Raw genomic sequence first — 25,624 nt, 5'->3', positions numbered from 1 at the left:
GCCGCTTTTAAATTTAAAGTGGGACAAAGGTAAGCTATTTATTTTTAAAAAGGAAAACAAAATTATTTTTTATAACAATTCGAATTCTTCCAATAAAGCTCGCAACGGTTTCTCCTTGGTACACAGCGCCGTATGCCAGCCCAATTGTTTTGCTGTCGCCAGATGTTGAGGACTATCATCAATAAATAAAGTCTCCGCGGGATCCAATTGTTGTTCTTGCATGACCAATTCAAAAATCTCCGCATCTGGTTTGCGCATCCCTACTAAATGGGAATAATAGGTTTTTTCAAAAAAACCTTCATTGTCGGCAACACCATATTTCTCATGAATATCATTCATACAATAGGCATAATGAATTGCATTGTTGTTACTTAACAAAAAGGTACGGTATCGATCTTTCAACTGGACTAAAATCTCATGATTACCCTGTGGTACACCGATCAGTAAACTGTTCCAGGCCGTATCAATCTGGGCGTCCGTCAGTGCTGGATTTTGGGTTAATTCTCTTATCCCCTCACGAAATTGCGTCGAATCAATTTTTCCTTTATCAAAATTATCAAAAAGTGAACTTTGACCATGATGTCCAAATACGGCATCAACATTTTCTATACCTAACTGAGTAAAAGCATCTTTCAGTTTTACAAAGTCGATCATAAAGATCACATTCCCATAATCAAGAACAATATTTTTAATTTTTTCCATCGAATTATTTTGAAATATCGATACAAATATCGATAATTGCATCGTCAAAACGGCACAACGGCTGTTTAAATTGACAAAACAAAAGACCTGCTCCTATAGCTCAGTTGGTTAGAGTAGAAGACTCATAATCTTTTGGTCCCTGGTTCGAGCCCAGGTGGGAGCACAGAACAAAAAAGTCGCTTTTCTATATAGAAAAGCGACTTTTTTGTTTAATCCCCTAATGCACCCGTCCTCGCTCCTCTTCGTTGCCCGACGTTCTGGAACTGCTATTCTCCTTTCCCTTGCCGAAACGGTATCCAATACTCAATTGCCAATATCGGATAATCTGAAAGTTTGTAAAAGTCTGTTTAATATCATTTACGGTATAAGCATACGCCATTGCACTACTTCTAAAAGCATCATTGAGATTTAATGCCATATCCCACTTTTTATTGGCCGTAGTAGCCTTTATACCCAAATCCAATTTATAATAACGCATTGTTTTTCCGATATGGTCAATTTCCGGAAACTGATACCAAAAATTGATGGCCGCACCAACCGTCTTACTTCGATTCAAGTATATAGTATTGGTATTAGATACATAGGCGCCAAGAGCGCTCACATTTTTTATATAAGCTAAAGATGAGTTAGCAGTTGTATGATAGAGACTCATCAACAGATTTGTCTCCCAATAAGCAGTCGGTCTGAATGATATTGCTTCGGTAATACCGAACCGCGTGCTTGTCAGAAAATTAATCGGTTTTGTATAAACCAAATTCGTATCAGGACGAACGACAGTGACATTCATAAATCCATTTTCGGTTCGATTGGCAAAAAGACTGGTTCGGAAAATCGATTTATAGACATGCGTTAATTCCCCATTAAACGTGTATTCAGGTTGTAAGTAAGGATTTCCTTCACCGTAGCTATATGCCGTATATAAGGATTTAAATGGATTCAAATTCCAAAATGAAGGTCTATTAATACGTCTACCGACAGTAAAAGAAAAGCTGTTTTCAGGATTTGCAGTATAAGTCACCAATACTTTCGGGAAAAGCTTAACATAATTTTTATCAGTCTGCCTATCCAAGGTATAGGAATACCCTTTTGTTTGTGTAAGTTCGGCTCTTAAGCCCAATTGCACTTTCCATTTGTCCATGTTTTTGCTCATAAGACCATAAAAGGCCTGCGTATTCTCCCGATAGTCAAATTCATTGCTGAGATCGGTATTATAAACCAGTCCATTGTCCGTTTTATTGTAATAGAAAGCATTACTGTACTCCTTAATAAAACTCAACTTGCTCCCAAAACTGAGCGTTGCAAACGGCGTAGGCCAATCTACGTTGGCTCTGAATGTGTAGATTTTAATATTCTGTTTATTTTGATCAAAATAAGCAACCTTACTTGCAGGTTTATAATTTCCATTACCATCGAAAGCATTACTTTCAAAATCAGACACATCATTCCGATAGTAGTTCAAAAAATCAGCATTCAATAAAAGCTGTCGCCCCATGGTATCCAATTTAACATCTGCATACGTATTGAGCGAAGCTGGTAACGCCACTGGATGATAATGTGCTTTTGTTGTTAACAGAGAATCAAGAGCCCCGCTTTTGTTATAGATTGGATTACGCACATTATCTCCGCCGTCATACCGGTCGCGTCCACCCGAATAAGAAACTCCAACCGTAACGGAAGAGTTAACCTTATAGTCAATTCCAAGCAGTGCGGTGGTGGCATTGTGGTTATAGGCACCGGTATCGAGCTGTTGCCAATGCTGTCGCGGATAATAGATATCAAATTGAAATCCTTCCAAAACGCGTCCCCGGGTATGGTTAATACTTCCGTAAAAGGACCATTTCTTCCAGTTGTAAGCTAAATTGGCGCTTACACTAACATCTCCAAAAGTCTTCATCCCAGAAATAGTAGACTCCCCGGGAACGTAATATTTTGAAGCAAGCTGAATATTTCCTGAATAGCCTTCCGTTTTATGCTGCTTGGTGATAATATTGATCAATCCTGCATTGCCGTCTACTTCATACTGAGCAGATGGTTGAGCAATATACTCGATCTTTGAAATCTGATTTGCCGCATATGTTTTCAAATAGTTTATAAGCTCCTCCCCCTGCAATTGGACAAGACGATTATTGATCATAATCCTCGTAATTCCTTTGCCTACAACGGTTATTTCATTATTAATAACTCTTACGCCCGATAATTGAGAAACAGCGTGTAAAGCATCACCCCCCGTTGCCGTAATACTACTTCCTATATTATAGACTACCTTTTCTGTCGATCGCTCAACCAACGCTTTGCTTCCTGTCACGTTGGCCTCTGCCAGACGTCTTTCATCGGCTTTGAGACGAACGACAATAGTTGTATCGCCATGAATGGCATACTGTGCATAGTAGGGCTCATACCCCACTCCCGTAACGGTCACCGTATATTGTCCTTTTCCCAAATGCGCAAATTGAAATGTTCCATTGCTGTCAGACTGCATCGCGACCTTTAATTCCCCCTCGAGTCTTTTTAAAATCACAGTTGCGGACGGCACGACATTCTGTGAAGTATTTTCAACTCTCCCGGAAATCTTGGACTGTGCAGACGCTGTCCCGGTAGACAACAATAGAATAGCAAAAACAAATCGTATGACAAGCATGGTTTATTTGGTAAAGGTTTTATTTAATGAAATATTTCAATTGTATATACAAACCAACAAATGTATTATTTTTCGGCAAATTCAAGGTCTTATTTTATCAATGAAAATCATAATCCTGCCACTTCAAAACGCAAGACTTCTGTTCAACTCCTACTATTTTATGCTCGCGCAAGAGCGGAATCAATAAAAAAAATCCCCATCGCATGATGGGGATTTTTTTATGCCGGGCTCTCCTTATATTTCCTTTCGATTATCGTCCGATTCAATATCGATCAATTTATTGTAAGGATCTATACCTACCTGTTCGGGTTTTTGATCAACAACTAACGTCATCGTATTGTTGATTCGATCGATTTTATGCTTTTTTAGATAAAGCTCCTGAAGTTTATTACCGTCTTTGCTTTTCTTATCCGAGAAAACACCTACCTCGATATAGTCTGCCAATGGCAATGATTTCAGGGTCACACGATCTGATTTCTTAAAGGACAGCGGCTGTCCACCTTTGTCATTGTAACTCTTTTTCCCATTGCCATCTACGCGGTACTTGGAAACTTCAAATTGGATATCAACCTGGTAATTACCATTCTTAAGTTTTTTAGAACTTACTTTTTCTATTTTATTGTTATACAGGGTGATCGTTTCAAACATATCTTTAATCAGGTAACGTAATGAGTCAGGAGTCGCCTGTCTAAAACTATCTACAAACTCTGATGAAGTTGTATACGGTGGGTTTTGAAACGCTGTACGTTGTAAATAAGACTGGGCTGTCCTGTTAAAAAGATCCTCCCCCAGATAATCGCTCAAGGCATAAAGTACCAGGGATCCCTTTTGGTAATGGATATACATTTGATTTTCATTATACATCAACGGCTTTTCACCTAGCTTTTCGGCACTTCGTCCCTGTAAATAGCCATCGAGCGCATCTTTGAGGAACTTACGCATCTGCCCTTTGCCATATCTTTTTTCCAAAACCTTGAGCGATGAATATTCAGACATACTTTCGGACATCAATGTAGCCCCCTGCACATTGGCTCCTACCACTTGATGTGCCCACCACTGATGTGCAATCTCATGGGCTGTTACCGCGTAGGGATAATCTACCGCATCTTCCTTCTTCTCATTGACATCAGCAATAAAACCGATCGCTTCGGAAAAAGGAATTGTATTTGCAAAGGACTGCGCGAAAGTTCCCGCTGTACGCGGAAATTCAATAATACGCAATTGTCTATGCGGGTAAGCACTGTATTCTTTCGTATAGTAAGCCAAAGAAGCCTTACTGGAAGCCATCATCCGATCGAGGTTATAGGTATGTCCTTTATGGTAATAAATCTCCAAATTTACCCCGTTCCACTTATCTTTTTTGACTTCATATTCGGCCGAATTAAAAGCAAAAAAGTTCAGGATTTCCGAATCCATTTTATATTGATAGTACTTACGACCATCTTTTTCCCATTGTTTTGTGAGATAGCCCGGAGCAATAGCCAACTGATTCTTGGCCGTACTTACTGTAGCTTCAAAACGGATCCAATCGGCATCGTTGGATATATAGTTATTCTGCAGAGCCCTTTTGTCAGTCTGCGGAGCCATTCTATCGCGATACGGAAGTCCATACTTTTTGCGGACATCATTATCTACCAACTCGCCCCGGTCAAGATAGCCTATATTCGGAAAAAGCATATTGTTGATAAATGTACCATTGCCCTTCACAGGCGATTTTTCATTTATCCAGGTATTGGCCGGACTAACAGTACTAAATTTCAACACAATAGAATCGCCCGGAGCCATCGGCTTCTCGAGTTTATAAATGTTGAAATTATATTTATCGTCGGCAGAGATCAGCTTATTCGGCACACTTAAAGAAAATGTATAATCGTAATTATTGTAATTGACAAAAATAGAATCAATAGGCGTATTGGTCTTATTTTTTAATACATAGTCCGCATGCGCTTTAAAACTTCGCGTATCGGGAAAAATATCCAGATTAAACTTAATATCCACGACACGGGGCTGCGGCCTGTACTGATATTTCTTATATTTTTTTTCCCATTCAACAGTCTGTTTTTCGTGATCCAAACTGGTATAATATGGATTTTTAATGTGGTTTTCGTAATATATTGCAGCACCGATGCCAATAAAGCCCACAATGGCAAAAATGAGCATTGCCGTTGTTACCGGCCCTAAATTCGCCTTAAAAATACTCCATCGCTCCCGAACTCCCGAAAAACCGCCTCTTCGCCATAACAGCAGGGCGATAACGGCAAAAAACACCGCAAAAAGCAGCCAATAGACCCGATACGTTAAAAATGGAAGAACATAGCCGAATCCATCCATATCCGAGTAATCCAGATCTGGCCCCTGGTTAAACTGATAGATCTCCTGTTCTACACCGACCATGGATAAAAATGGTAATCCAATAAAGAGGGTCAATAACACAAAAAATCCAGCCAGGTAATTTTTGAAAAGCGTATGTACAAAAAGTGAAATAAACAGCCAAACCAAATTTGACAGCATACTATACACCATCAGATGCATCACATATTGTCCAATTTCAAAATTATAATAGTGATGGTACACCTGGAAGCCCATGCAGGTCGCAATCACAACGGCTAGCAAAGTCAATTGCATCAAAAGAATTGCGATAATCTTCGATCCCATAAAAGCCCAGTTGGGCGTCGCTGTTGTATCTAACAATCCCCCCATCCGCGTAATGCTTCCGCGGTGGACAAGAAGTCCTGTAAAAAGAAACGTCAGGATCAGCAGGAAAAACTTAAATGTAGTCCCCGGGATCATCAGCATTTTCCAGGTCACCGGATAAGTCGACGTTCCGAATATCGAGCCAATGGTGCTTGCCATCAAGATAATAAACAATACCCCTACTAAAGTCAATATTAAAAACACCGGATTTTTGACGATATAGCGATAGTCGTATCGCGCCATTGTCCATGTTGTTTTCAAATAATGAAAGGTCGAAAAATCATAGTTTACTTTAGGTAGATTGATTTTAAAGATACTATCAAAGTTATTTTTGGTTAAACGGACTCCTTTTTTCGATGATTTAAAGGAAATCGAATGTTGTGAAAAAGAAAACAACATATAAAACCCGCCAATGAATAAGGCTGCGACAGCGAGCCATATTAACCGGTTATAAATAACAGCTCCGGTAAAGGGAAGATTGTTGACATTCTTCTCATCTGGAGACCAGTATTGGGTATAGTATGAGATGGCACTATCCCCAAAAGGATCTATCAATGCCCCCACAAAACGATTGTCCATGTTGTTCGCCAAATTCTGAACCAGCACCTGAAGAATAATAAGGATCAACACCGCGACAAAACCAACGTATACGTTTCGTGTCAATGTTACCAGCACAAAGATAATTGCACTAAAAATAATGAGATTCGGGATAACCTGTACAAGATAGGTCTGTAAATACGCCCAAACATGAATCGGCCCCAATAAGGATTGATTGATACCCGGCACAAATTGTGCGACGATAATCCCCAAGGTTGAAGCAAATACAATAACCAATACAACAGCTACTGATCCAAAGAATTTACCGAGTAGATAGTCCGTTTTTGAGAAAGGGTAACTGAAAAGTATCGTATGCACCTGGTATTGAAAATCCCGGTAGACGCAGGCTCCAACGATGGACGGTATCAAAAAATAGATAATAGTCGACATGCCATTAACCATGCCATTAATCGCCCAAGGAGAATTCATAATTGTATTGGACGAAGTCGTTGCCGTTATACCATCAAAAATACCGAGCGAAGACAGCATAATGAACAACGAAAGCGCAAAGAAGAGTGCCATATAGATGTAGACGGCAGAACTCTTAAACCAACGCGCAAACTCAAAATGGAAGATGGCTTTAAACATGGCGTTGATCATTTTTTAGCGCTACAAAATAGACATCCTCCAATTGGCCTTGAGCGTTCACAAATGATTCATCAGGACGCGCATCGCTGTACACCCGAATATTGAGTGTGTTGTCCTGATTGTAATTGGTTGAAATAACGTTGTATTTTTGTGTATACTCATCCAGTTGATCCCGACTGATGATACGTACCCAGATCTTACCATCCAATTGATCGATGGATTCTTTAGGAGTGCCTCTCAAAAGAATCTTTCCCCCATTCAGAATGGCCAACTCATGACACAGTTCACGCACATCATCCACAATATGTGTAGAAAAAATGACGGTATGATCTGTACCTATCTCCCGTAGAACGTTCAAAAAACGATGTCTTTCCGCGGGGTCAAGCCCTGCAGTCGGTTCATCTACAATGATTAACTTGGGATCATTCAGCAACAATTGCGCAATACCAAAACGTTGCTTCATCCCGCCCGAGTAACCACTTACGCTTTTATTGCGCACGTCCCAAAGATTGGTTACCTCAAGAACACGATTGATAATGGCATCCCGATCGGCTTTCGATTTAATTCCTTTAAGCTTTGCAAAATATTGCAGCAGATCTGATGCAGAGAGATTGGGATAAACACCAAATTCCTGTGGCAAATAACCCAAAACTTTCCGCAAATCGAGCTGATTTTTGAGTACATCAATATCACCAAAAGTAATACGGCCACTGTCGGGTTTCTGAAGTGTCGCAATTGTCCGCATTAAAGAAGACTTACCTGCTCCATTGGGTCCCAACAAGCCAAACATCCCAGGCTTAATTTCTAAGTTTACACTGTCTAAAGCTTTCACCCCATTAGAATAGGTCTTACTAAGGGTTTCTATGGATAAATTCATAATTTATTTTAACTGTTAATAATATGTTAGTATACCAAAACAATGATATGTTACATCAAGATAGTAAAAGTTAAAAACAAACGAAAATGAAAGGCTTCCAATAGACACATCTGCAGGCAAAAAAACTGTTTTTGCTTTTGGACAAATACCCTAAAAAGATGAGTCTCCAAGCGGCTCAGATAGCATTAAAAGATCTACTAAAAACTTCGCAATAATGGCTGTGTACTACATCGAAAGGATCCGCCAAAACTACGGCTGATCTGGAAATCAACGTATTCAACATGGACACCACAAGCGGAGAGCTTATCTCCAATATAGCCAAACACAGGATCTGTCACATAGACTGTCGGATTAATAGGTAGACCATTCGTTGCTAGCAAGCTCGCCTCATTCAAATTGACCACAATTTTGTCCCATGTTTTCAGTTTTTGGGGTATCCCATAGGGTAGCGCTTCCCCACAAACGATCATCAATCCTTCGCGGATCAGTCCTAGTGCACAGTCCAAATGAAGTATATTAGGATGAAGTTTCACTTCTTCAACCTGATAACCATAAGGCTGTAATAGTTTAGAGAGCCACTTAATCCCAAGGCTGTTTGAAGAAAGCCCAGAGTTGCCGACAAAAATATGTTTACCGTATACCAGGATGTCGCCTCCTTCTAGAAAAGGGCCATGCCATAAGGCCAATTCCTCCTGCTCCGCCATGGCGGGTCTTGGCGCTGCCACATAAAGGCAGTCACTTTGATAAACTTCACGTTCCAACAGATCGCGAATGGGCCATATTTCATTGCGCCGCTGCATAAAACGGATTGACCCCTCAATAACGGCATTTCCGATGGTGAAAAATGGGTCACGGACAAAGAAATTAGAATAACCGTGTTCTCCTCCGGACACTTTTTCAAGTGTTGTTAGGTTACGTGGCCGCAACACTTCAACGCCATATTTCTCCAACAGCAAAGCAAAATTATGGCGCTCTTGTTCCCATGCCTTTTGCAATTCGGGATACACTTCTCCAAAATCTTTTCCGGCATTGGCATCGTCACCCTCCAGCGCAGTGGAAGATAAAAACCGAAGATCTTCAACCTTCATCATTTCCGGAAAGCCAAATTCAGAAACCGTAAGAATAACTTTCTTTAAAGGGGCAAACTCATTTTCTACAAAGATCATAGCACTGATTTTAAGTCCAATTTGCTTTTTTTTATCAAAAAAAACAAATGTATAGGAAAGCGGAATCTAAATTCCCAGAACCCAGCGCACATTGAACAAATCAGTTACTTCAATAAATTTCTGCTGCTTATCAAAATCTATTCTTCTTTTTTGTTGGGATGTAAGTCTTTCAATCAATTCCCCACGCTCGGAAATATCCCGACAGGGCAAAAACACAGCGACGTAGTTTCCTACTCTCCGTCCCTCGTTGTGTACCAAATCAGAGCCGTAAATTGCGATACGTCCGGAAATAAGAGTGGCACTCACTACAGGCATTTCAGCACAGCCCTGCAAGGGTTCGTCGAACATATCAAAATGTAACGTTCCCCCAAAACAGGTCTGATAAAACGTAAGTGCCGCTCTACAATTTCCTGAGAATGTAATGAAAATTCCGCTTTGCAAGCGTTCCATTGGCTGAACTAACATCATATCAATTGGCTATGCATCCGGTATTTCAGGCTCTACAAGTTTTCTCATTTTTTCCAACGACTCTTGCCATCCAAGGTAGCACATCTCGGCAGGAATAACCTCAGGAATTCCAGTCTGTTCAATCTTAAGCTCTGTACCACAGATCACTTTACGCAAGGAAACAGTCGTAGTCATTTCACCCGGTAAATTGGGATCATCAAATCGATCCACGTACTTGATAAAGGTATCTTGTTCAATCTCAAGGTACTCACCACCAAAAGAATGGCTATGCCCGGTACTAAAATTAATGAAAGTCATTTTGAAACTTCCGCCTACTTTAAAATCCATTTGCTGTACTGTACAGACAAAACCATAAGGAGGTAGCCAGCTGGCATGTGCTATCGGATCTGCGAAAGCACGGAATACCTTTTCAGGACTTGCCTGAATAATTCGATGTAATGAAATATGATTCGTTTTCATATCTATATTGTTTATAAGTGAATAACCATTGCTTATTTTTTGTTTTTACTCGCTATCAGTACATTCTTTCAGTACATTCTTTCAGTCCAATACAATCCGGTAAACTTGCTACACTACTGAAGTCTGATGATATGCTCCTGTACCAGCTGTCTCTTTGTTGCTTAAACGAGTAATCTTGGCCTGATAGAAATAAGAAACAGCAAGTATCCCCAATACTAAAATGGGCATCACCATAAATGCTGCATTTTTGTCAACACATGCGTGACTAATAAAAGCAAATATTAAATTGAATGTCAATCCAGCATAGGCCCATTCTTTTAATTTGGTCGGAACCTGCGGTACTGCAATTGCGATAACGCCCAACAGCTTACAGATAATTAAAGCATAGGCAAAATAGTCGGGATATCCCAATGGTTTTGTACCTGCATTGATATATTGCGGCGCAAATAACAGTGTTCCAAGTGGCATCAGTCCTTCCCAGAGAACTATAAATACCGTTGCTATCCAAAAAGCAATCTTGTTCTTTTTCATTGTATAAGTCGTTTGTATAAATGTATAATTTCAGTGATGATCAGCCTTGAACCCAAGAATTACTAATTCGCAGATTCTACATAGTTTACGAAGTTATTTAGAATAGCCTGCCAGCCCGATTTTTGGAATTCAGGATCATTTTCCTGTTCCGCATCAAAAAGTGTAATCACACTGGTTTTTCCTTCCACTTCTGAAAAAAGCGTATTTACAGTTCTTCCATCAGTCATGGTATACGCAATTTCCTTGTATAAATTTACAGTATGGTAGGTTCCTTCGAAGTCAAATCCGAAGCTTCCATCTTTTGCCTCCATTCTATTTTTAAAAGTACCATCCACGCGAAGATCATTTTCACTGCTTGGGCAGTGCCAGCTCGGGTCTGCCGAGTTCCATCGTATAATATCCGTTGGACTGTTCCATAATTTCCATACTTTTTCTACAGGAGCATTAATCGTTGCTTCAACTGTAATTTTTGTCTGTCTTTCCATTGTTTTTCTATTGTTTATATTGATATAACAAAGATGCAAAGGATCACAACATTGCGGCTGTTGCAAAGACGACAACTTTAGGGGTAGATTACGACAAAAACTATTTGTACCTTTATATCATAAACCAAAAATGATATGCAAATCTCTGTTTTTGTTCCCGAATACGGCACTATCGAAGGTATTACCCCTGCGTTCAGAACCTTTCATACGGCCAATGAATTTCTAACGGCCTTTGGAAAACAGCCTATTTTTGAAGTCGAATATGTAGGTTTAACGACTTACGTTCCGGCCAATAGTGGGGAGTATACCATCAAGACAAACCGGCTACTACAGGACGTTCAGAAAACAGATCTGCTTATTATACCGCCTATTTTTGGCAACATAGAAAAAGGAATACGCGATAATGCCGAAGCGATCCCTTATTTCACAAAACTGTACCACAAAGGGGCTAGTCTTGCCAGTCTATGCGTGGGTGCTTTCCTGCTCGCTGAGACAGGTCTTTTAGATGGAAAAAAATGTTCGACACACTGGGCACATATTGAAGAGTTCAAGGAAAAATACCCTCACATTGAAATTGAGGATGGCGCTGTGATCACTGAACATGAAAACATCTACAGCAGTGGTGGCGCGAGCAGCTTATGGAATCTGATACTCTATTTAGTGGAAAAGTATTCCGACAGGGAAACAGCCGTACTCATAGCCAAATATTTTGCACTGGATATCAGCCGGGATAATCAATCGCAATTCGCCATATTCAGAGGTCAACGTAATCATGTTGATCTGGATATTCAACAAGCTCAAGACTATATCGAGAAGAAGTACGAGGAGAAAATTACAGTCGAAGAACTGGCCAATCATGTCAATATTGGGCGGCGAACATTTGAACGGAGATTCAAAGAAGCAACCAACAACACGCCTGTCGAATACCTGCAACGCGTACGCATCGAAGCTGCAAAAAAATTCTTCGAAGCATCACGAAAAAACGTTTCTGAGGTGATGTTTGATGTAGGCTATACCGATACAAAAGCCTTTCGGGATATTTTTCGAAAAATTACAGGCCTTACACCAATAGATTATCGAAACAAATTTGCGAAGGTAACTGCTGATGTCGCCATTGAGCAATAAGCTGTGATAAACAATAAAGCCACTCTGAGGAGTGGCTTTATCATTACTCGAATTCCTTCTATTTATTTTAACATCATTTCCCGAATATATTTCACGGGTGAATTACCAAAACTCAGGAATTTTTCATTGAACGCCTTCAAATTAAACTGTTTCCCTTCTTTTTGTTTTACAGCTTCCCTAAGGTCATAAATTTCTTTATATCCCGTAAAGTAAGACGTCAGCTGCACACTGCTCACAGACACACGTTTCCATTTACCGGCTGCTTCGGCCTGTTGTTGAAACGCTTCATCAACCAACAAATGCATAGCGTCTTTTTCACTCATATTTTTCACATGGACGCTATAATCGAGTATAGCATTGCACACGGTACGCAGATGCCATTTGTACCACATCAACCACATTTCAGGAGCATTGTCACCGTAACCGTTTTCGAGCATCATTTGTTCGGTATAGACAGCCCAGCCCTCAATCATTGCACCATTACCTAAAATACTCTTGATGAGACTCGGCGATTGGTTTGCATACACCAATTGGGTATAATGGCCCGGAATAGCTTCGTGGATATTGAGTATTTGCAAGATATAATGGTTATACTCCCGAAGGTAACTTTCCGTTGCCTCTTTGGTCCAGCCTGTCAGACTGCCCACATTGTAATAGGTATTCCCACCTTTATCGTATGGACCAGGTGCACTGATTGAAGCTCCCGCAACACCAGCCATATAAGCAGGCTCTTTGCGCACCACAAGCGGCTTGCTATCATCAATGTACAATAAATCCTTTTGTTTGACAAACGCAACCAGCTTCGGTATCTGTGCTTCGATAGCAGATTGAAACTCTTCTGCTTTAACATGTTTGACAGACAGGGTGTCGATCATCTTTCGAATGACAAGCAAACTATCTGACGGCAAGGATGATTTTCCAAAATATTTAGGCCACAGCTCTTTGCTGATTTTATACATCTCTCCGTGTAAATAGCTTTTTCTTGCTAGAGCGGCCTGATAAATCTGTTCGGCCGTTGAACCCGATTGGATATCGAAATCAAATTTCTTGTCGTAAAGTTCTTTTCCTAATCTAAAACTTCGCGGAGAAGGATTCGGTGTCACTTTTAAAAATTGAACATATCCGTTGATCGCCGCAATAGCTTGTTGCGAAGCCTTCTGGATGGCATCCTTTTCTGAAGCCGGCAGATCGGATTTTTTCAGTGAATCCCGCAAATCGCTTTCAAAAACAGATAAACCGCCCAAATTCTGTTGAATTGCCAAATCGGTCAATACCAAGGCCGGATTTTTAAGCTGTCCTTTAGCGGCCTCATAATAGGCCGGAATCTTCGTCAAACGTTGATAAATAGCTTTAAGTCGGGTCGATAATGGTGCATAATTCTCGGCAAGCATAAAAGCGATCGTCCCCCCAACATTGTACGAAGAAGGATTCCACTCATACGCGCGCTCTTTCTCAATAGACCAAACATTGGATTCAAGATAGTTTTGAATCAGATGATAATCTGTTTGCTGAGAAAGATTCAAGGTGCTCAGATCAAAACTTTTGAGGCTGTCCAAATGTCGCTTTGAAAACTCCATACGTAGTTTTCGCGTATTGGCATCCGGAATTGTCAACAAGGAATCATACTGATGGAACCCAACTTGGGTAGCCCATTCCGGATTTTCTTTCCAAAGCTGCTGAATAAAGCGGTCCTCATACGATTTAAACTTTTCATTCACAGCAGTATCAGCAGCAGATTGTCTGTTATGAGTTCCCGATCCACAGGAAGCCATCAGGCCCAATCCAGCGATAGCAAGGGTATATGTTATAAGTTTCATTGGAGTAATTTGTCTAAAATTAACATTATTGTTGATGAATTTCAGCATTTTACTCCAATAATTTAAAACTATAACCAGGTATGAAATTTTTGGATAAACCAATTTTTGACCCACTGTGTAAGTAAACAATAGCAGACCAAAATGCCGATAAGCCATGGAAAATAAGTCAGAGGCAGTGCTTCCATTTTTAAGGCAGCGGCAAATGACGTAAACGGCAAAACGACACCAATAATCATAATTAAACTCGTCAAGGCAACAACCGGTGCAGCAGCCCAGCTTTGAATAAAGGGTATTTTTTTGGTCCTTATCATATGGATAATTAATGTTTGTGAAAGCAATCCCTCTACAAACCAACCAGTCTGAAAGAGTGTTTGATCCGATACCGTATTGGCCTTGAACACGAAAAACAATACTGCAAAAGTGGCGAAATCAAACAATGAACTTATAGGGCCAATAAATAACATAAACTTGGAGACACTACCAGCGTCCCATTTCTTTGGCTCGACGATAAATTCCTCATCCATACTGTCCCAAGGAATAGATACCTGCGATATATCGTAGAGTAGATTTTGAATAAGCAGATGCACGGGTAACATCGGTAGAAAGGGAAGAAAAGCACTGGCCCCAAGCATACTGAACATATTGCCGAAATTGCTGCTTGCCGTCATCTTGATATATTTAATGATATTGCCAAAAGTTCGACGTCCATAAATAACCCCTTTGCGCAGCACCATGAGATCTTTTTCCAGCAGAATGATATCGGCACTTTCTTTGGTAATGTCAACAGCCGTATCCACACTGATACCCACATCCGCTTCCTTAAGTGCCGCTGCATCATTGATACCATCGCCCATAAATCCAACCGTATGTCCTTTATCCCGCAATGCTTTTACAACACGAACTTTTTGGAGAGGGCTCAACTTTGCAAATACCGATACCTCATCAACACATTGATTTAGCTCGGTATCCGGAATGCGATCTAACTCATTTCCATTGACAATCCGATCCACCGGAATGCCGACATCCATACAAATTTTGCGTGTGATAATCTCATTATCTCCAGTCAACACTTTGATCCCGATTCCCAATTTTTGTAAGGCTTCAATGGCCGGCTGTGAAGATGGTTTGACCGGATCCAAAAAGCCGATGAAACCGGTTAAAGTTAACTTCTCTTCATCTGCAACAGCATAGGTCAAGGGGTGAGCACCGTCAAATTCGCGGATCGCAACCAATAAAACACGCAGCCCTTCCTCATTCATCTTTCTGGATGTTTTCAATACAATTTTACGCATCGTATCGTCCATCGGTACAGTACGGTCATTTTCGACATGCAGGCTACGGTCATCTCCCGGATCAAAAGCATGTGTACAAAGCTCAAGCATTTCCTCTACGGCCCCTTTACAGATCAACAGATGTTTACCATTATGCTGTTTGAGGACCACAGACATTCGTCGTCGCTGAAAATCAAATGGAATCTCGTCAATTTTCAGATATTGATCTTCCACTTTCAAGTAATCGTGCAATTCGGCATGTTCCAGCACAGCCTTATCCATCAAATTCTTGAGACCAGTCTGATGAAAACTATTGAGATAGGCCCATTTGAGCACCTCATCATCTTCGACCCCATACACATTAAGATGTTTTTCCATGACGATCTTGTCCAATGTCAATGTCCCTGTTTTGTCGGTGCACAGAATATCCATGGCACCTATATTCTGGATAGAATTTAACCGCTTGACGATGACTTTACGCTTGCTCATATTGACAGCACCCTTTGCCAGGTTAGCGGTTACAATCATGGGCAGCATTTCGGGGGTTAAACCTACAGCGACAGCAATGGCAAAAAGTAGCGCTTCCGTCCAGTTCCCTTTCATCAATCCATTGATCAAGAAAATCAGCGGAACCATGACCAGCATAAAACGGATCAATAAAAAACTCACCTTATTTATACCCTTATCAAAACTTGTTTCGGGACGTTCGCCGGTAATCGATTTGCTGATACTCCCAAAATAGGTGTAACTTCCTGTCGTTACAATCACGGCTGTCGCCGATCCACTAACAACATTGGTTCCCATAAAACAAATATTACAAAGTTCAATAGGTGATTTGTCCGCCGCATTCCGGATGGGCAAATAATTCTTCTCTACAGGAAGCGCCTCACCTGTCAACATGCTTTCGCTCACAAAAAGGTCTTTACTTTGAACGATACGGCAATCTGCAGGTATCATATCCCCGGCAGAAAGGTATACAATATCTCCCGGCACCAGTTCAACGATAGGAATCTCTCTTTTCCCTTTAAATTTCCGCAATACCGTCGCCGTAGTTTTGACCATACTTTTTAATTTTTCTGCAGCGGCATTACTTCGATACTCCTGTACAAAACGAAGCAGCGCACTGACCAAAATCATAATGGACACCACAACAACTGTTTTATAATCTCGTTCGCCAACCTCTGGAAGCCCTACATCGATGATAAAGGAAACAGTGGCAATCAATAACAGAATATATATAAAGGGGTTAGCAAAAGATTTCAATAGCTGCACATACCACTTTGGGGCCTTTTGATGTTTCACTTCATTTAATCCAAATTTCTGTTGACGTTCCTTAGCCATTTCGTCTGTAATCCCCTCTCTGCTCGTTTCTAACATCGCGCAGGCAAGTTTTTCATCCTGACTGGCCACCCCCTGCAACTTGGTCACGGTCCCCACATTCATTCCATTAGAACTGATCATATTGTGCAATTGATTCTTTGCTGTTTTATTGTTCATTTTAATCATAGCCCTATAGCCCCTTTCATGTTAATTTCCGTAAATCCCGTTCTTATTACAGATCCGATTCTTATTACAGATCCGACTCTGTACCTATAATTTCCCAGCTTATTTTTGTTACTCTTTCTTCGATGGTCAATCGGCTAGCCATCCGTTCGATAAGACTGTCTTGCTGACCGATAGCTCTAACGATGGCACTAATGACAACGCCATTTGTAGCGAGGGTATCGTCACTCGAAAGCGAAGTCAACAACAGTTTTTCGTTACTACTCAGCATCTGCATCAATAAAACACGAATATGATTTTCGATGTCTATCCCACAGCCTATGGTCAGTAGATATTCGGTCTGTGATGCTGCTGATTTATTAAAAGTCAAGAAGGCCATTTTCTGTCCGATTGGACGAAAGATCAGGTGTGTAAAAATAATAGCCAGCGCAACGACAAATGCTTGGGCATGCAAACCTAGACCGGAGAGCGCGCCTACTGCAGCCGAACACCAAATCGTCGCCGCCGTGTTTAGACCATGCACATTCAAACCGTCCTTCATAATCACACCAGCGCCAAGAAAACCAATTCCGCTGACCACATAAGAAGCAATCCGTCCGATAGCATCACCGCCAATTTCTATGGAAAGCAGCACAAAAGCTGCTGCTCCCAACGAAACTAAGGTATTTGTCCGAAGCCCCGCATTTTTCTGGCGCCATTGGCGCTCTACTCCCACAGCAGCCCCCAAAAGTAATGCTACAAATAATCGTATGGCAAATTCAAAAACACTCATCTCTTTTTCCTCCTTTGCCTGCAAAGGTCCACATTCCTGCTCCTAGAATCCGTTAGAGATCTTTTAGAAAATTATTAGAATTTCATTAGAGAAATAATTAAATTAAACAATTGAAAAACAATGCTTTACAACTTAATTTAAAAATACACAGATCAACATGTCCAATTTCTTTAACTTCAAGCATTGTTGTGGTGTAAATCAGTTACACTAAAAACAATAAAAAAATGGAACAACGCATCAATTTTTTCGCAAAAGGGCAAAACGCCATGAAATCAATGTATGGAATAGGTACATATCTGAGCAAGTGTTCGATAGAACAAGAGCTTTTGCATCTTATTTATTTCCGTGTATCACAAATCAATGGCTGTGCGTATTGTCTGGATATGCATTCAAAAGATCTACTGGCGACGGGAGATCAACCACAACGATTGTTCTTATTGGATGCCTGGCGGGAAGCCCCCCTGTATAGCGAACGTGAACGTACTGCGCTGGAATGGGCCGAAGCCGTGACGAAAATTACGCATGGCGATGTGTCGGACGAGGTTTATACGAAAGCAACTGCTGTATTTTCGGAAGAAGAACTTATCGACCTGACCTTGGCCATTACAGCGATCAATTCGTATAACAGGATCAATATTTCCTTCCGCACACAAGCAGGAAGCTACAAAGTTGGGCAGCACAAAGTACAGCCAACCTCATAAACACGAGGTCGAAATTTATACGATAAATTAAACCATAAAAATGAAAGATTTCATCTTATTATTTCGTCAGGGGGCCAATGAACCAAGTCAGCTGACAGAGGAAGAAGCAAAAGCTGTAAACAAAAGATGGTACGACTGGATCAGTGACATCGATGCGCAAGGTAAACTGAAGGATCATGGCTCCCGTCTTGAGCCAGCCGGAAAGGTATTAAAGCCAGGCGGTATCGTTACGGATGGACCTTTTGTGGAGATTAGGGAAAGACTCGGCGGTTTTATTGTCGTCGCAGCAGACGATCTTGACGAAGCCACAACCTTGGCCCATGGCTGTCCTATCCTCGAATTTAACGGCAGTGTAGAGATACGTGCACTGCTCAACTAATCATATACGGGGCAGCTGTACACACGCACAGCCGCCCTTATTTTAGACTTATGGATCCGGATTTTCTAAAACAGCTTTTCCAGCAAGAATTTACCAAAATAGTCGCTGTCATCAGTAAGGGTTTTGGTCTCCAATACATCGAAATCGCCGAAGATATCGTCAGCGAAACTTTCTTATTGGCCACAGAATCTTGGCAGACCAAAGGCGTTCCTGCAAATCCTACGGCTTGGCTGTACACGGCTGCAAAACAAAAGACATTGGCCCAGTTTCGAAGAAATAAAATATTTACAGATAAAATCATCCCTGAAGTGCGGCAGAGAGAGCCGGAAGCGGAAAGCTTCGACGACTTTAATTTCTCGCAGGAAAATATCAAAGACAGCCAATTAAAAATGCTGTTTGCAATCTGCACGCCTGCAATTGCCAGTGAGGCTCAAATAGGTCTTGCCCTTAGAATCCTCTGTGGTTTTGGTATAGAAGAAATTGCCGAAGCATTTCTTTCCAACAAAGAAACCATCAATAAGCGCCTATTCCGAGCGAAGGAAAAACTACGTTCAGAAAAGATCGAACTCGAACTGCCCCCTGAAACAGAAATTATTAAACGCCTCGATAACGTACTCCATATTATTTACCTCTTATTTAATGAAGGGTATTATTCTAAAACCCAAAATCAAATTTTAAGAAAGGAGCTCTGTATTGAAGCTTTACGCCTTGCGTTAATGCTTTCGACTTATGAAAAAACAAATACACCTAAGACCAATGCGCTTATTGCGCTGATTTGTTTTCATTCCTCCCGTTTCGAGGCAAGGCTGACCAATGAAGGTGATTTCATTTTGTATGAGCAACAGGATGAGGAGCGCTGGAATCAAGAACTTATACATCAAGGGCTTCATTTTCTCAAGAACGCTGCATCGGGAGACGAACTCACATCCTACCATCTGGAGGCAAAGATTGCGCAATGCCATTGTATAAAGGAAGACAGTCCAGAAAAATGGGCCGAAATCCTGCAATGGTATGACCGTTTATTAGTCGTCAATTATTCCCCAGCAGCTGCATTGAATAGAATATTTGCACTGTATAAAGTAAAAGGTGTTAAAGCCGCATTAATCGAAGTAAAAACCTTACAACTAGAAGACAATCACTTTTATCTTGTGCTCCTTGGTGAACTCTATAAGGAACTGGACAAAAACAAAGCCATCGCAAACTTTAACAAAGCAAAAATCCTGGCTAAAACAACATTGGAAAAAGAGATCATCCAACAGAAGATTGATGCTATAAAGTCTGCAATGGCCTAATTTGTTTACTACTTATCGATTACTTTTGCCCCTTTCCAATAGGATACAAAAAGTTGGTATAGCTCCGAGGGATCCAAATCAATAGTTGAGGACGAATACATGATAGACAATTCTTGAGTGGATTCTTGATAAGCCATTTTCCATAACAGCGACGAAAGCTGCTCTTTATATTTAGGGGGATTACCCAATGTAACAATGACCATCGTATCACCACCGACTTTTTGTAAGTCGATGCTTTTGACATCCTGCCAGTCGCCTTGGCCAAAAGCTTTCGATACTGGTGTTGTCTTTCCAAGAAAATAGCGGTCGTTCAAAACAATTTGCGCTGTTTTATCCCGAAGGCTCAGTAGGCTGGAAAACAATAAAATTAAGAGTACCAGCAATGCTCCTGCAGAGAAAACTGTCGGTTTGGCTTTAAATACACCATCAAATAAACCGATACTGTACAATAAAATGACCAGAAGCAACAAACATAGGCCTCCCGAAATTGACAATAGCTGACTTGTTTTCTTTTTATTTCTGTATAAACTTGTTTCCTTCATCTGCTTAATTTCCCCAGTTAACATTCAGGTTATGTTTTTCAGCATAAGCTTTTCCTAAAGTATATACGTTGTCAAACACCTCGTTAATGGAAGGCATATCGTTTTTTTCGATCTTTTGGAGTAATGCCTGCTTTTCTTCAGCCGAACCTTTGCCATCACATAACTTTGCATAAGCGGTATATTCATTTTTATAGACAGACAACACTTTTTCAAATAATGCAATAGACTGCTCTTTCAGTGCTTTTGCATCGGCATCGGAAACATTCAGTTCCTTAATATCCTTTAAGGCCTTTTCGACAATCTGAATTTTGATCCCGACAGATTTTTGAGCTTCATCGCCTACTTTCTTACTGGAGGGCATATCCGCAAATTCTACGGTCTCCTGCTCGAGCTGTTTGCCATAGCGTTCAGGGGCAAAATCTGCTACAAGATTTGTGTTTAAAACAACTTTTCCGAAAAAAGTCTCTGGACTTGGGGATTGACAAGCCGTAAAAAATAAGCTCATCGACATGAAAATAATAAATAGTAAGTGCTTCATATATAAATACTGTTTGTGACCAAAGTAATTAATTATCATGAAAAAGGCAAACATGTTGCCGCCGCCCTCCTGCTCTATAAATTGTCATAAACCCTTCCTTTTAGGCGGAAAAAGCACGATATCGGAGCGATTTATATTGCACAAAATGTTAATTTTTAATATATTAGCAATTACAACATAAGAGATTAAAAACAGTCATTATGGGCTATGATATTAGTTACCACCCCATCTCAGAACAGCAGATAGAAACTTGGTATTTTGACTTGCTCAAAAATCCTGAAAAGATTGAGGAAGTTTCTGCAACTCACCAACTAGAAGACTTCTATAAAACCAAATACCAAGACACCTTAAATGCGGGCCGGGAAACCGACAAAAATGATTATTTTGACAAAACCCATGGTTTTTTCATTGCTGTTGTCCAAGGTTTTTTCGAAAAATACTTTTATGTTCGAGGTGGAGCCCTGTCCTTCTCCAAAAATGACCATTTATCCAGCTATTACAAACAGTGGGAACAATTTGTCCAACAAGAATTTCTAACCAATAATATCGAAAATAGGCTTGTAGAAAATTATTGTTCGGGTGTGTTTATCCCGGCAGAAAAAGTCGCGCAATTGTTGATAGATTACCAAAGTGACCCGACGATCAAGGCTGAATTAGATACGCTATTTTCTGATAACCGTATTTCTATTTTCCTCAATGCACTGCAATATGCCAAAGATCGTAACCTTGGTCTCTTGGAAGCAACAGAAGTTGTAGAACCACAACCTTTTGATCTGAATGAATCAAAAAGTTACTCCAACCTTTTTAACTGCGACAAAGACGGACCGCTTTTATATCAGACAACAGCATTAAAACAGATCCAGGAAATAGAACAACGCAATGGACTTCCAGAAAATGAGATTTTGCCAAATGTCAAAACAGAGACAATCCATGCGGACCCTAAACATTTTGAAACCACAGACAGTTCTCAAAGCAGCAAAAAAAAGAATTTTTGGAGCAGATTATTCGGTAAAAATTAGTCGCTGGTCTTTGCTGAACATTGGCACTATAGATACTTTTGATAGCATCTACACGGTTGAAGAAATCCTGAATTCCGAGCCATTAAACACTTCAATAATATTGATTTCAATCCGTTATACGGTATATTCCAAAAACAATTGATTGCCTTGTATCTGAATTAAACAAATGATTTGACGATATTCGTCTTAGAATTATAACTGCTCACCCCATTATGATCTTCATTCTTCTCCTTATTATTCTTACGCTGTTCGGGATTTTATATCTGCTTCGTTCGGCTGTCAAAAAACAACAGCGGAAAATAACAATTGTTGAGTATGCCATTATTATCGGCTACCTGATTTCATTAATGATAAGCGGGGTAGGGCTATTATTCCACTCGAGTCAATATAATCAAGCCGTAGATCCCGTAGATGGTGATTGTTATATTCCCTTCGGCGGAAAACACCTTGTATCGCTATCATTTTATTTTATTGCATTTAATATTTCAGCAATAGCGATTTGGCTCAAGGGACGAAAAATCCCCCCTATTCCTCTTGTTCTGATGCTGATTATGTTAATGATAGGTAGTATTATCAGTCTGTTTGTGCTCGTTCAGGTCAGTCACCACGATACGTCCACATTGGATATGTATGTTGGCAACGATGGAACTTTATTCTTTATTTTCACGCCAATATGCTGCTTGATTATGGGCATTGGGCTAATCCGTAAAATCATCGTTGAAGAGCGGGGTTACGCTATGAACAGAAGCTATGCCAACAGCACGCTCAATAAAATCAATAACCTGCTTTCCTCAAAACTGAATTATCCGGCATGGGCTCTTATTTTACTTGTTCCGGTCTTTCTCCTACTAACTATCATCCTCATCCTATTGGGGCAGGATCGGGACTCCATGGTGAAAGTTTTCACAGAAACAACTACTTGGGCTTTTTCACAAAAAATGCACCCTCCTATCCTCGATCATCAGGGCCACTACCTCTGTACAGTTGCGGCAAAAGGAGATCCCGCTCTTGTTAAACCCTTACGGCTAGGCACAAGACATGGCAACACGATCATTGTCAATAGACAGCTTCAGGTGGCCAACGCATTCGAAGAAATATTAAGCGATTTATCACCAGCACTACATCGCTATGTCAGATATTGCTACGATAAATATGGTTTTAATATCTCCGTAAAAATTAATTCCAGCAGTGCCTCAAATGTGACTTATATTTTGATGAAACCACTAGAATATATATTTTTATTTTTCTTATATACATTCTACGTCGAACCCGAAAAGAAAATCGCAAAACAATACAGCTAATTTTTAAAATAGTAGCCAACAATCAGTCATTACCCCAATTTTCTCCATTTCGGGAAGCACTTCATTTTAATCATTATGGATCAAACACATTATTTTATCGTTCTGACGGGAGGACCTGGAGTCGGTAAAACAACCTTATTAAATGAATTACATAAGCAGGGATTCAGCATTGTGGAAGAAGATGCACGGCGCATCATCCGAGAACAATTGGAAGCCGATGCTGATGGTCTGCCCTGGAAAAATAAAATTCACTATGCCAAACTCATGTTGGCAGATTCATCAGCCAGCTATTTGATGCAGGTGAGGCAAGATCACCAACACTACGTCTTTTTTGATCGTGGAATTCCAGATACTTTGGCATATATTGCAATGGAAGGTCTTGCAATCGAAGAAGAACTGCTTCACGAAGCAAAAGGTCGACGTTATCATAAAAAAGTATTTATCTTACCGCCTTGGGCAGAGATCTATGCGAATGACAACGAGCGGAAACAAACTTGGCGGGAGGCCGAAAACACTTTCAAGATAATGAGAGAGACCTATACAAAACTCGGTTATGAAACCATTGAGGTTCCAAAAACAACAGTAAACGATCGCGTTCAGTTCATCCTGAAAGCCTTGGAGCAGCAAAACTATTGATTCCGCATTTCTTTCTCGATACGGCGGTCAGGTATAAGCCACATAATAGCGACTGTTCCATACATGAGCAAACTGATATAGGGATTAATAAAAGACAGTCCTATCCCCAAAAAATACAGCGCTGTAGAAATATTTTCCTTAACTTTCGATTTAACCGCTTTTTTCAGTGCAGATTCTTCCCCTTCGATTTGAATCACAAAATATTCAACGATATTATATGATATGGAACACATGATCAGGACAAAGCCATAAGCGATAATAGGATCCCTTTCAAAATGTGACTCACCGATCCAATTCGTTGTAACCGGCATTAATGATAGCCAAAACAATAAATTCAAATTGCTCCAAAGAACTTTTCCGTTTACTTTTCGAACAATTTGAAAGAGATGATGGTGATTATTCCAGTACAGTCCAACGTAAACAAAACTAACGATATAGGAGATAATTTTAGGATATAATGGTTTAAGGCTCGCAAAAGTAAATCCTTCAGGTACTTTTAATTCAAGTACCATAATCGTTATAATGATGGCCAAAACGCCATCACTGAATGCTTCTAACCTGCCTTTAGTCATTTTTGAAGATAGGAGTTAATAGCTGATACTGCAGACCCAAGCGGAATACATTTAATCGTGCCACACCGGGATCGCCGCCCACCATTCCACTACGGTAGTCCTTTAGGCCCCATGAATAACCGGCAAACACGGTATAACGGTCATAATTTACATTAAACTGTAAACGAGGGCGTAGATCCAAATCAATAACCTTGCCTCTATCACGATCAAAACTTGTTTTATTCCCCTGTTTATCTTCAATGCTACCACTTTCTTTGATGCTCAGCGTTTTGGCAATATCCATACCCAACTGAATATCCATTGTCATCGGTTCAAAAAAGACACGATAGCCAACAAAAGGATTAAAATTGATAAATTGTTGATTTAGACGGGTCTGACCACGGCTTCCATTCATAAACTCATTGCCTTCCAAATCAATCTTTGTCTGCAATCGTTCATATGCACCCTCTAAACCTAATATTAGGTTGTTGGCAAAAACATAACGGTAGTTTAAAGCGCCACCAATATTGATTCCATATTTTTTTCCATAAGGATTATTGGTATAATAGTCCTGCTGCGTAGATCCATTCAACGTACTCTTTGCTTCGGTTCCCGATCCCGTAAAATTGGACACACCGGAGGTAACACCCACACGTAGTTCATGAGATTGCGAGAAAGCCATAAAATGGGTTATACCAGCAAAAAGTCCGACAAGTAAAAATCTCTTCATCATAACCGAAATATTAAATTGAAATCCTTTAAAAAATTGAGTGAATTTGATTGTTAAAAGTAAGAAAATTTATGTGATTCAACTTACTCCAATCTTTATTTTTTCTGTGGCGATAAGGTGTATTCATCAGCGGAAATCCATCAATCTTATCAGCCAATAAAAAACATCAGGAGACAATATGACTATATTTATTGAACTACATCAATGGAAATGAATCAATTCAGGCTTATTTTTGTTGTATT

At 40.2% G+C, this 25,624-nt stretch carries 23 protein-coding genes and 1 tRNA gene; 8 read left to right on the top strand and 16 right to left on the bottom strand.

Features of this window, described 5'->3' with window-relative positions; genetic code table 11:
- Positions 1-69 precede the first annotated feature (69 nt).
- Complete coding sequence (locus tag HS960_RS25840) at positions 70-702, bottom strand: HAD family hydrolase (RefSeq protein ID WP_182330827.1); 633 nt, start codon at positions 700-702, stop codon at positions 70-72.
- 89 nt (positions 703-791) lie between these two features.
- Between HS960_RS25840 and HS960_RS25835 the strand changes: the two genes are divergently transcribed.
- A tRNA-Ile gene (locus tag HS960_RS25835) sits at positions 792-865 on the top strand.
- Positions 866-919: 54 nt separating this feature from the next.
- Here HS960_RS25835 and HS960_RS25830 read toward each other — a convergent pair.
- The 8 genes from HS960_RS25830 to HS960_RS25795 form a co-directional block, all read right to left on the bottom strand.
- The gene (locus HS960_RS25830) at positions 920-3,340 is read right to left on the bottom strand and encodes an outer membrane beta-barrel protein (protein WP_182330826.1); all 2,421 of its coding nucleotides are present in this window, start codon (positions 3,338-3,340) and stop codon (positions 920-922) included.
- 234 nt (positions 3,341-3,574) lie between these two features.
- Entirely contained in the window at positions 3,575-7,219 is a 3,645-nt protein-coding gene (locus HS960_RS25825; RefSeq protein WP_182330825.1) for a M1 family aminopeptidase, read from the bottom strand.
- Positions 7,212-8,096: an ABC transporter ATP-binding protein gene (locus HS960_RS25820; protein WP_159731739.1), complete on the bottom strand. Its 885-nt coding sequence runs from the start codon at positions 8,094-8,096 to the stop codon at positions 7,212-7,214. Before HS960_RS25820 ends, HS960_RS25825 begins: the two co-directional genes overlap by 8 nt.
- 197 nt (positions 8,097-8,293) lie before the next feature.
- Complete coding sequence (locus HS960_RS25815) at positions 8,294-9,262, bottom strand: dimethylarginine dimethylaminohydrolase family protein (protein WP_182330824.1); 969 nt, start codon at positions 9,260-9,262, stop codon at positions 8,294-8,296.
- Positions 9,263-9,328: 66 nt separating this feature from the next.
- Positions 9,329-9,730 carry a VOC family protein gene (locus HS960_RS25810; protein WP_182330823.1) on the bottom strand — a complete coding sequence of 134 codons (402 nt, stop codon included), beginning with the start codon at positions 9,728-9,730 and terminating at the stop codon, positions 9,329-9,331.
- 9 nt (positions 9,731-9,739) lie between these two features.
- The gene (locus HS960_RS25805) at positions 9,740-10,189 is read right to left on the bottom strand and encodes an SRPBCC family protein (RefSeq protein WP_145330116.1); all 450 of its coding nucleotides are present in this window, start codon (positions 10,187-10,189) and stop codon (positions 9,740-9,742) included.
- 108 nt (positions 10,190-10,297) lie between these two features.
- Positions 10,298-10,720: a DoxX family protein gene (locus tag HS960_RS25800; RefSeq protein ID WP_145330114.1), complete on the bottom strand. Its 423-nt coding sequence runs from the start codon at positions 10,718-10,720 to the stop codon at positions 10,298-10,300.
- Positions 10,721-10,782: 62 nt separating this feature from the next.
- Positions 10,783-11,205, bottom strand: coding sequence for an SRPBCC family protein (locus HS960_RS25795; RefSeq protein ID WP_182330822.1), 423 nt, complete (start codon positions 11,203-11,205; stop codon positions 10,783-10,785).
- Positions 11,206-11,340: 135 nt separating this feature from the next.
- On the opposite strand from HS960_RS25795, the gene HS960_RS25790 reads away from it, so the two are divergent.
- Positions 11,341-12,330: a GlxA family transcriptional regulator gene (locus HS960_RS25790; protein ID WP_182330821.1), complete on the top strand. Its 990-nt coding sequence runs from the start codon at positions 11,341-11,343 to the stop codon at positions 12,328-12,330.
- Between the two features lie 62 nt (positions 12,331-12,392).
- Here the strand turns inward: HS960_RS25790 and HS960_RS25785 are convergent, their stop codons facing one another.
- From HS960_RS25785 to HS960_RS25775, 3 genes are all read right to left on the bottom strand, one after another.
- Positions 12,393-14,147, bottom strand: coding sequence for a DUF885 domain-containing protein (locus HS960_RS25785; RefSeq protein ID WP_182330820.1), 1,755 nt, complete (start codon positions 14,145-14,147; stop codon positions 12,393-12,395).
- Between the two features lie 68 nt (positions 14,148-14,215).
- Entirely contained in the window at positions 14,216-16,915 is a 2,700-nt protein-coding gene (mgtA, locus tag HS960_RS25780) for a magnesium-translocating P-type ATPase (protein ID WP_182330819.1), read from the bottom strand.
- A gap of 73 nt (positions 16,916-16,988) precedes the next feature.
- Positions 16,989-17,693 (bottom strand): MgtC/SapB family protein, encoded by a 705-nt coding sequence (locus HS960_RS25775; protein WP_182330818.1) that lies wholly within the window; start codon positions 17,691-17,693, stop codon positions 16,989-16,991.
- A gap of 224 nt (positions 17,694-17,917) precedes the next feature.
- Here HS960_RS25775 and HS960_RS25770 point away from each other — a divergent pair, with 224 nt between their 5' ends.
- The 3 genes from HS960_RS25770 to HS960_RS25760 are packed head-to-tail and all read left to right on the top strand — an operon-like array spanning position 17,918 to position 20,065.
- Entirely contained in the window at positions 17,918-18,394 is a 477-nt protein-coding gene (locus HS960_RS25770) for a carboxymuconolactone decarboxylase family protein (protein ID WP_153845133.1), read from the top strand.
- A gap of 40 nt (positions 18,395-18,434) precedes the next feature.
- Positions 18,435-18,773, top strand: coding sequence for a YciI family protein (locus tag HS960_RS25765; RefSeq protein ID WP_075993946.1), 339 nt, complete (start codon positions 18,435-18,437; stop codon positions 18,771-18,773).
- A gap of 50 nt (positions 18,774-18,823) precedes the next feature.
- Entirely contained in the window at positions 18,824-20,065 is a 1,242-nt protein-coding gene (locus HS960_RS25760) for an RNA polymerase sigma factor (protein WP_182330817.1), read from the top strand.
- A gap of 8 nt (positions 20,066-20,073) precedes the next feature.
- On the opposite strand, the gene HS960_RS25755 is transcribed toward HS960_RS25760, so the two are convergent.
- A complete protein-coding gene (locus HS960_RS25755) occupies positions 20,074-20,631 on the bottom strand; it encodes an STM3941 family protein (RefSeq protein WP_182330816.1) in 558 nt (185 codons plus the stop codon).
- The gene (locus HS960_RS25750) at positions 20,612-21,145 is read right to left on the bottom strand and encodes a hypothetical protein (protein ID WP_182330815.1); all 534 of its coding nucleotides are present in this window, start codon (positions 21,143-21,145) and stop codon (positions 20,612-20,614) included. The genes HS960_RS25755 and HS960_RS25750 overlap by 20 nt, the downstream gene beginning before the upstream one ends.
- A 200-nt stretch (positions 21,146-21,345) precedes the next feature.
- Between HS960_RS25750 and HS960_RS25745 the strand changes: the two genes are divergently transcribed.
- The 3 genes from HS960_RS25745 to HS960_RS25735 all read left to right on the top strand — a co-directional run bounded on the left by HS960_RS25745 (position 21,346) and on the right by HS960_RS25735 (position 24,101).
- Positions 21,346-22,164 (top strand): hypothetical protein, encoded by an 819-nt coding sequence (locus tag HS960_RS25745; RefSeq protein WP_182330814.1) that lies wholly within the window; start codon positions 21,346-21,348, stop codon positions 22,162-22,164.
- A 212-nt stretch (positions 22,165-22,376) separates the two neighbouring features.
- Positions 22,377-23,465 carry a DUF6688 domain-containing protein gene (locus tag HS960_RS25740; RefSeq protein ID WP_182330813.1) on the top strand — a complete coding sequence of 363 codons (1,089 nt, stop codon included), beginning with the start codon at positions 22,377-22,379 and terminating at the stop codon, positions 23,463-23,465.
- Positions 23,466-23,540: 75 nt separating this feature from the next.
- Positions 23,541-24,101: an AAA family ATPase gene (locus tag HS960_RS25735; RefSeq protein WP_153845126.1), complete on the top strand. Its 561-nt coding sequence runs from the start codon at positions 23,541-23,543 to the stop codon at positions 24,099-24,101.
- Here the strand turns inward: HS960_RS25735 and HS960_RS25730 are convergent.
- Entirely contained in the window at positions 24,095-24,673 is a 579-nt protein-coding gene (locus tag HS960_RS25730; protein WP_120336201.1) for a TMEM175 family protein, read from the bottom strand. The two genes, HS960_RS25735 and HS960_RS25730, sit on opposite strands and share 7 nt — an antisense overlap.
- Entirely contained in the window at positions 24,666-25,385 is a 720-nt protein-coding gene (locus HS960_RS25725; protein ID WP_153845124.1) for an outer membrane beta-barrel protein, read from the bottom strand. The genes HS960_RS25730 and HS960_RS25725 overlap by 8 nt, the downstream gene beginning before the upstream one ends.
- Between the last annotated feature and the right edge of the window lie 239 nt (positions 25,386-25,624).

The organism is Sphingobacterium paramultivorum, assembly GCF_014109745.1.
Taxonomy (GTDB): domain Bacteria; phylum Bacteroidota; class Bacteroidia; order Sphingobacteriales; family Sphingobacteriaceae; genus Sphingobacterium; species Sphingobacterium paramultivorum.
The sequence above is the reverse complement of the archived record's forward strand: the minus strand, read 5'-3'. Positions and strand labels throughout refer to the sequence as shown.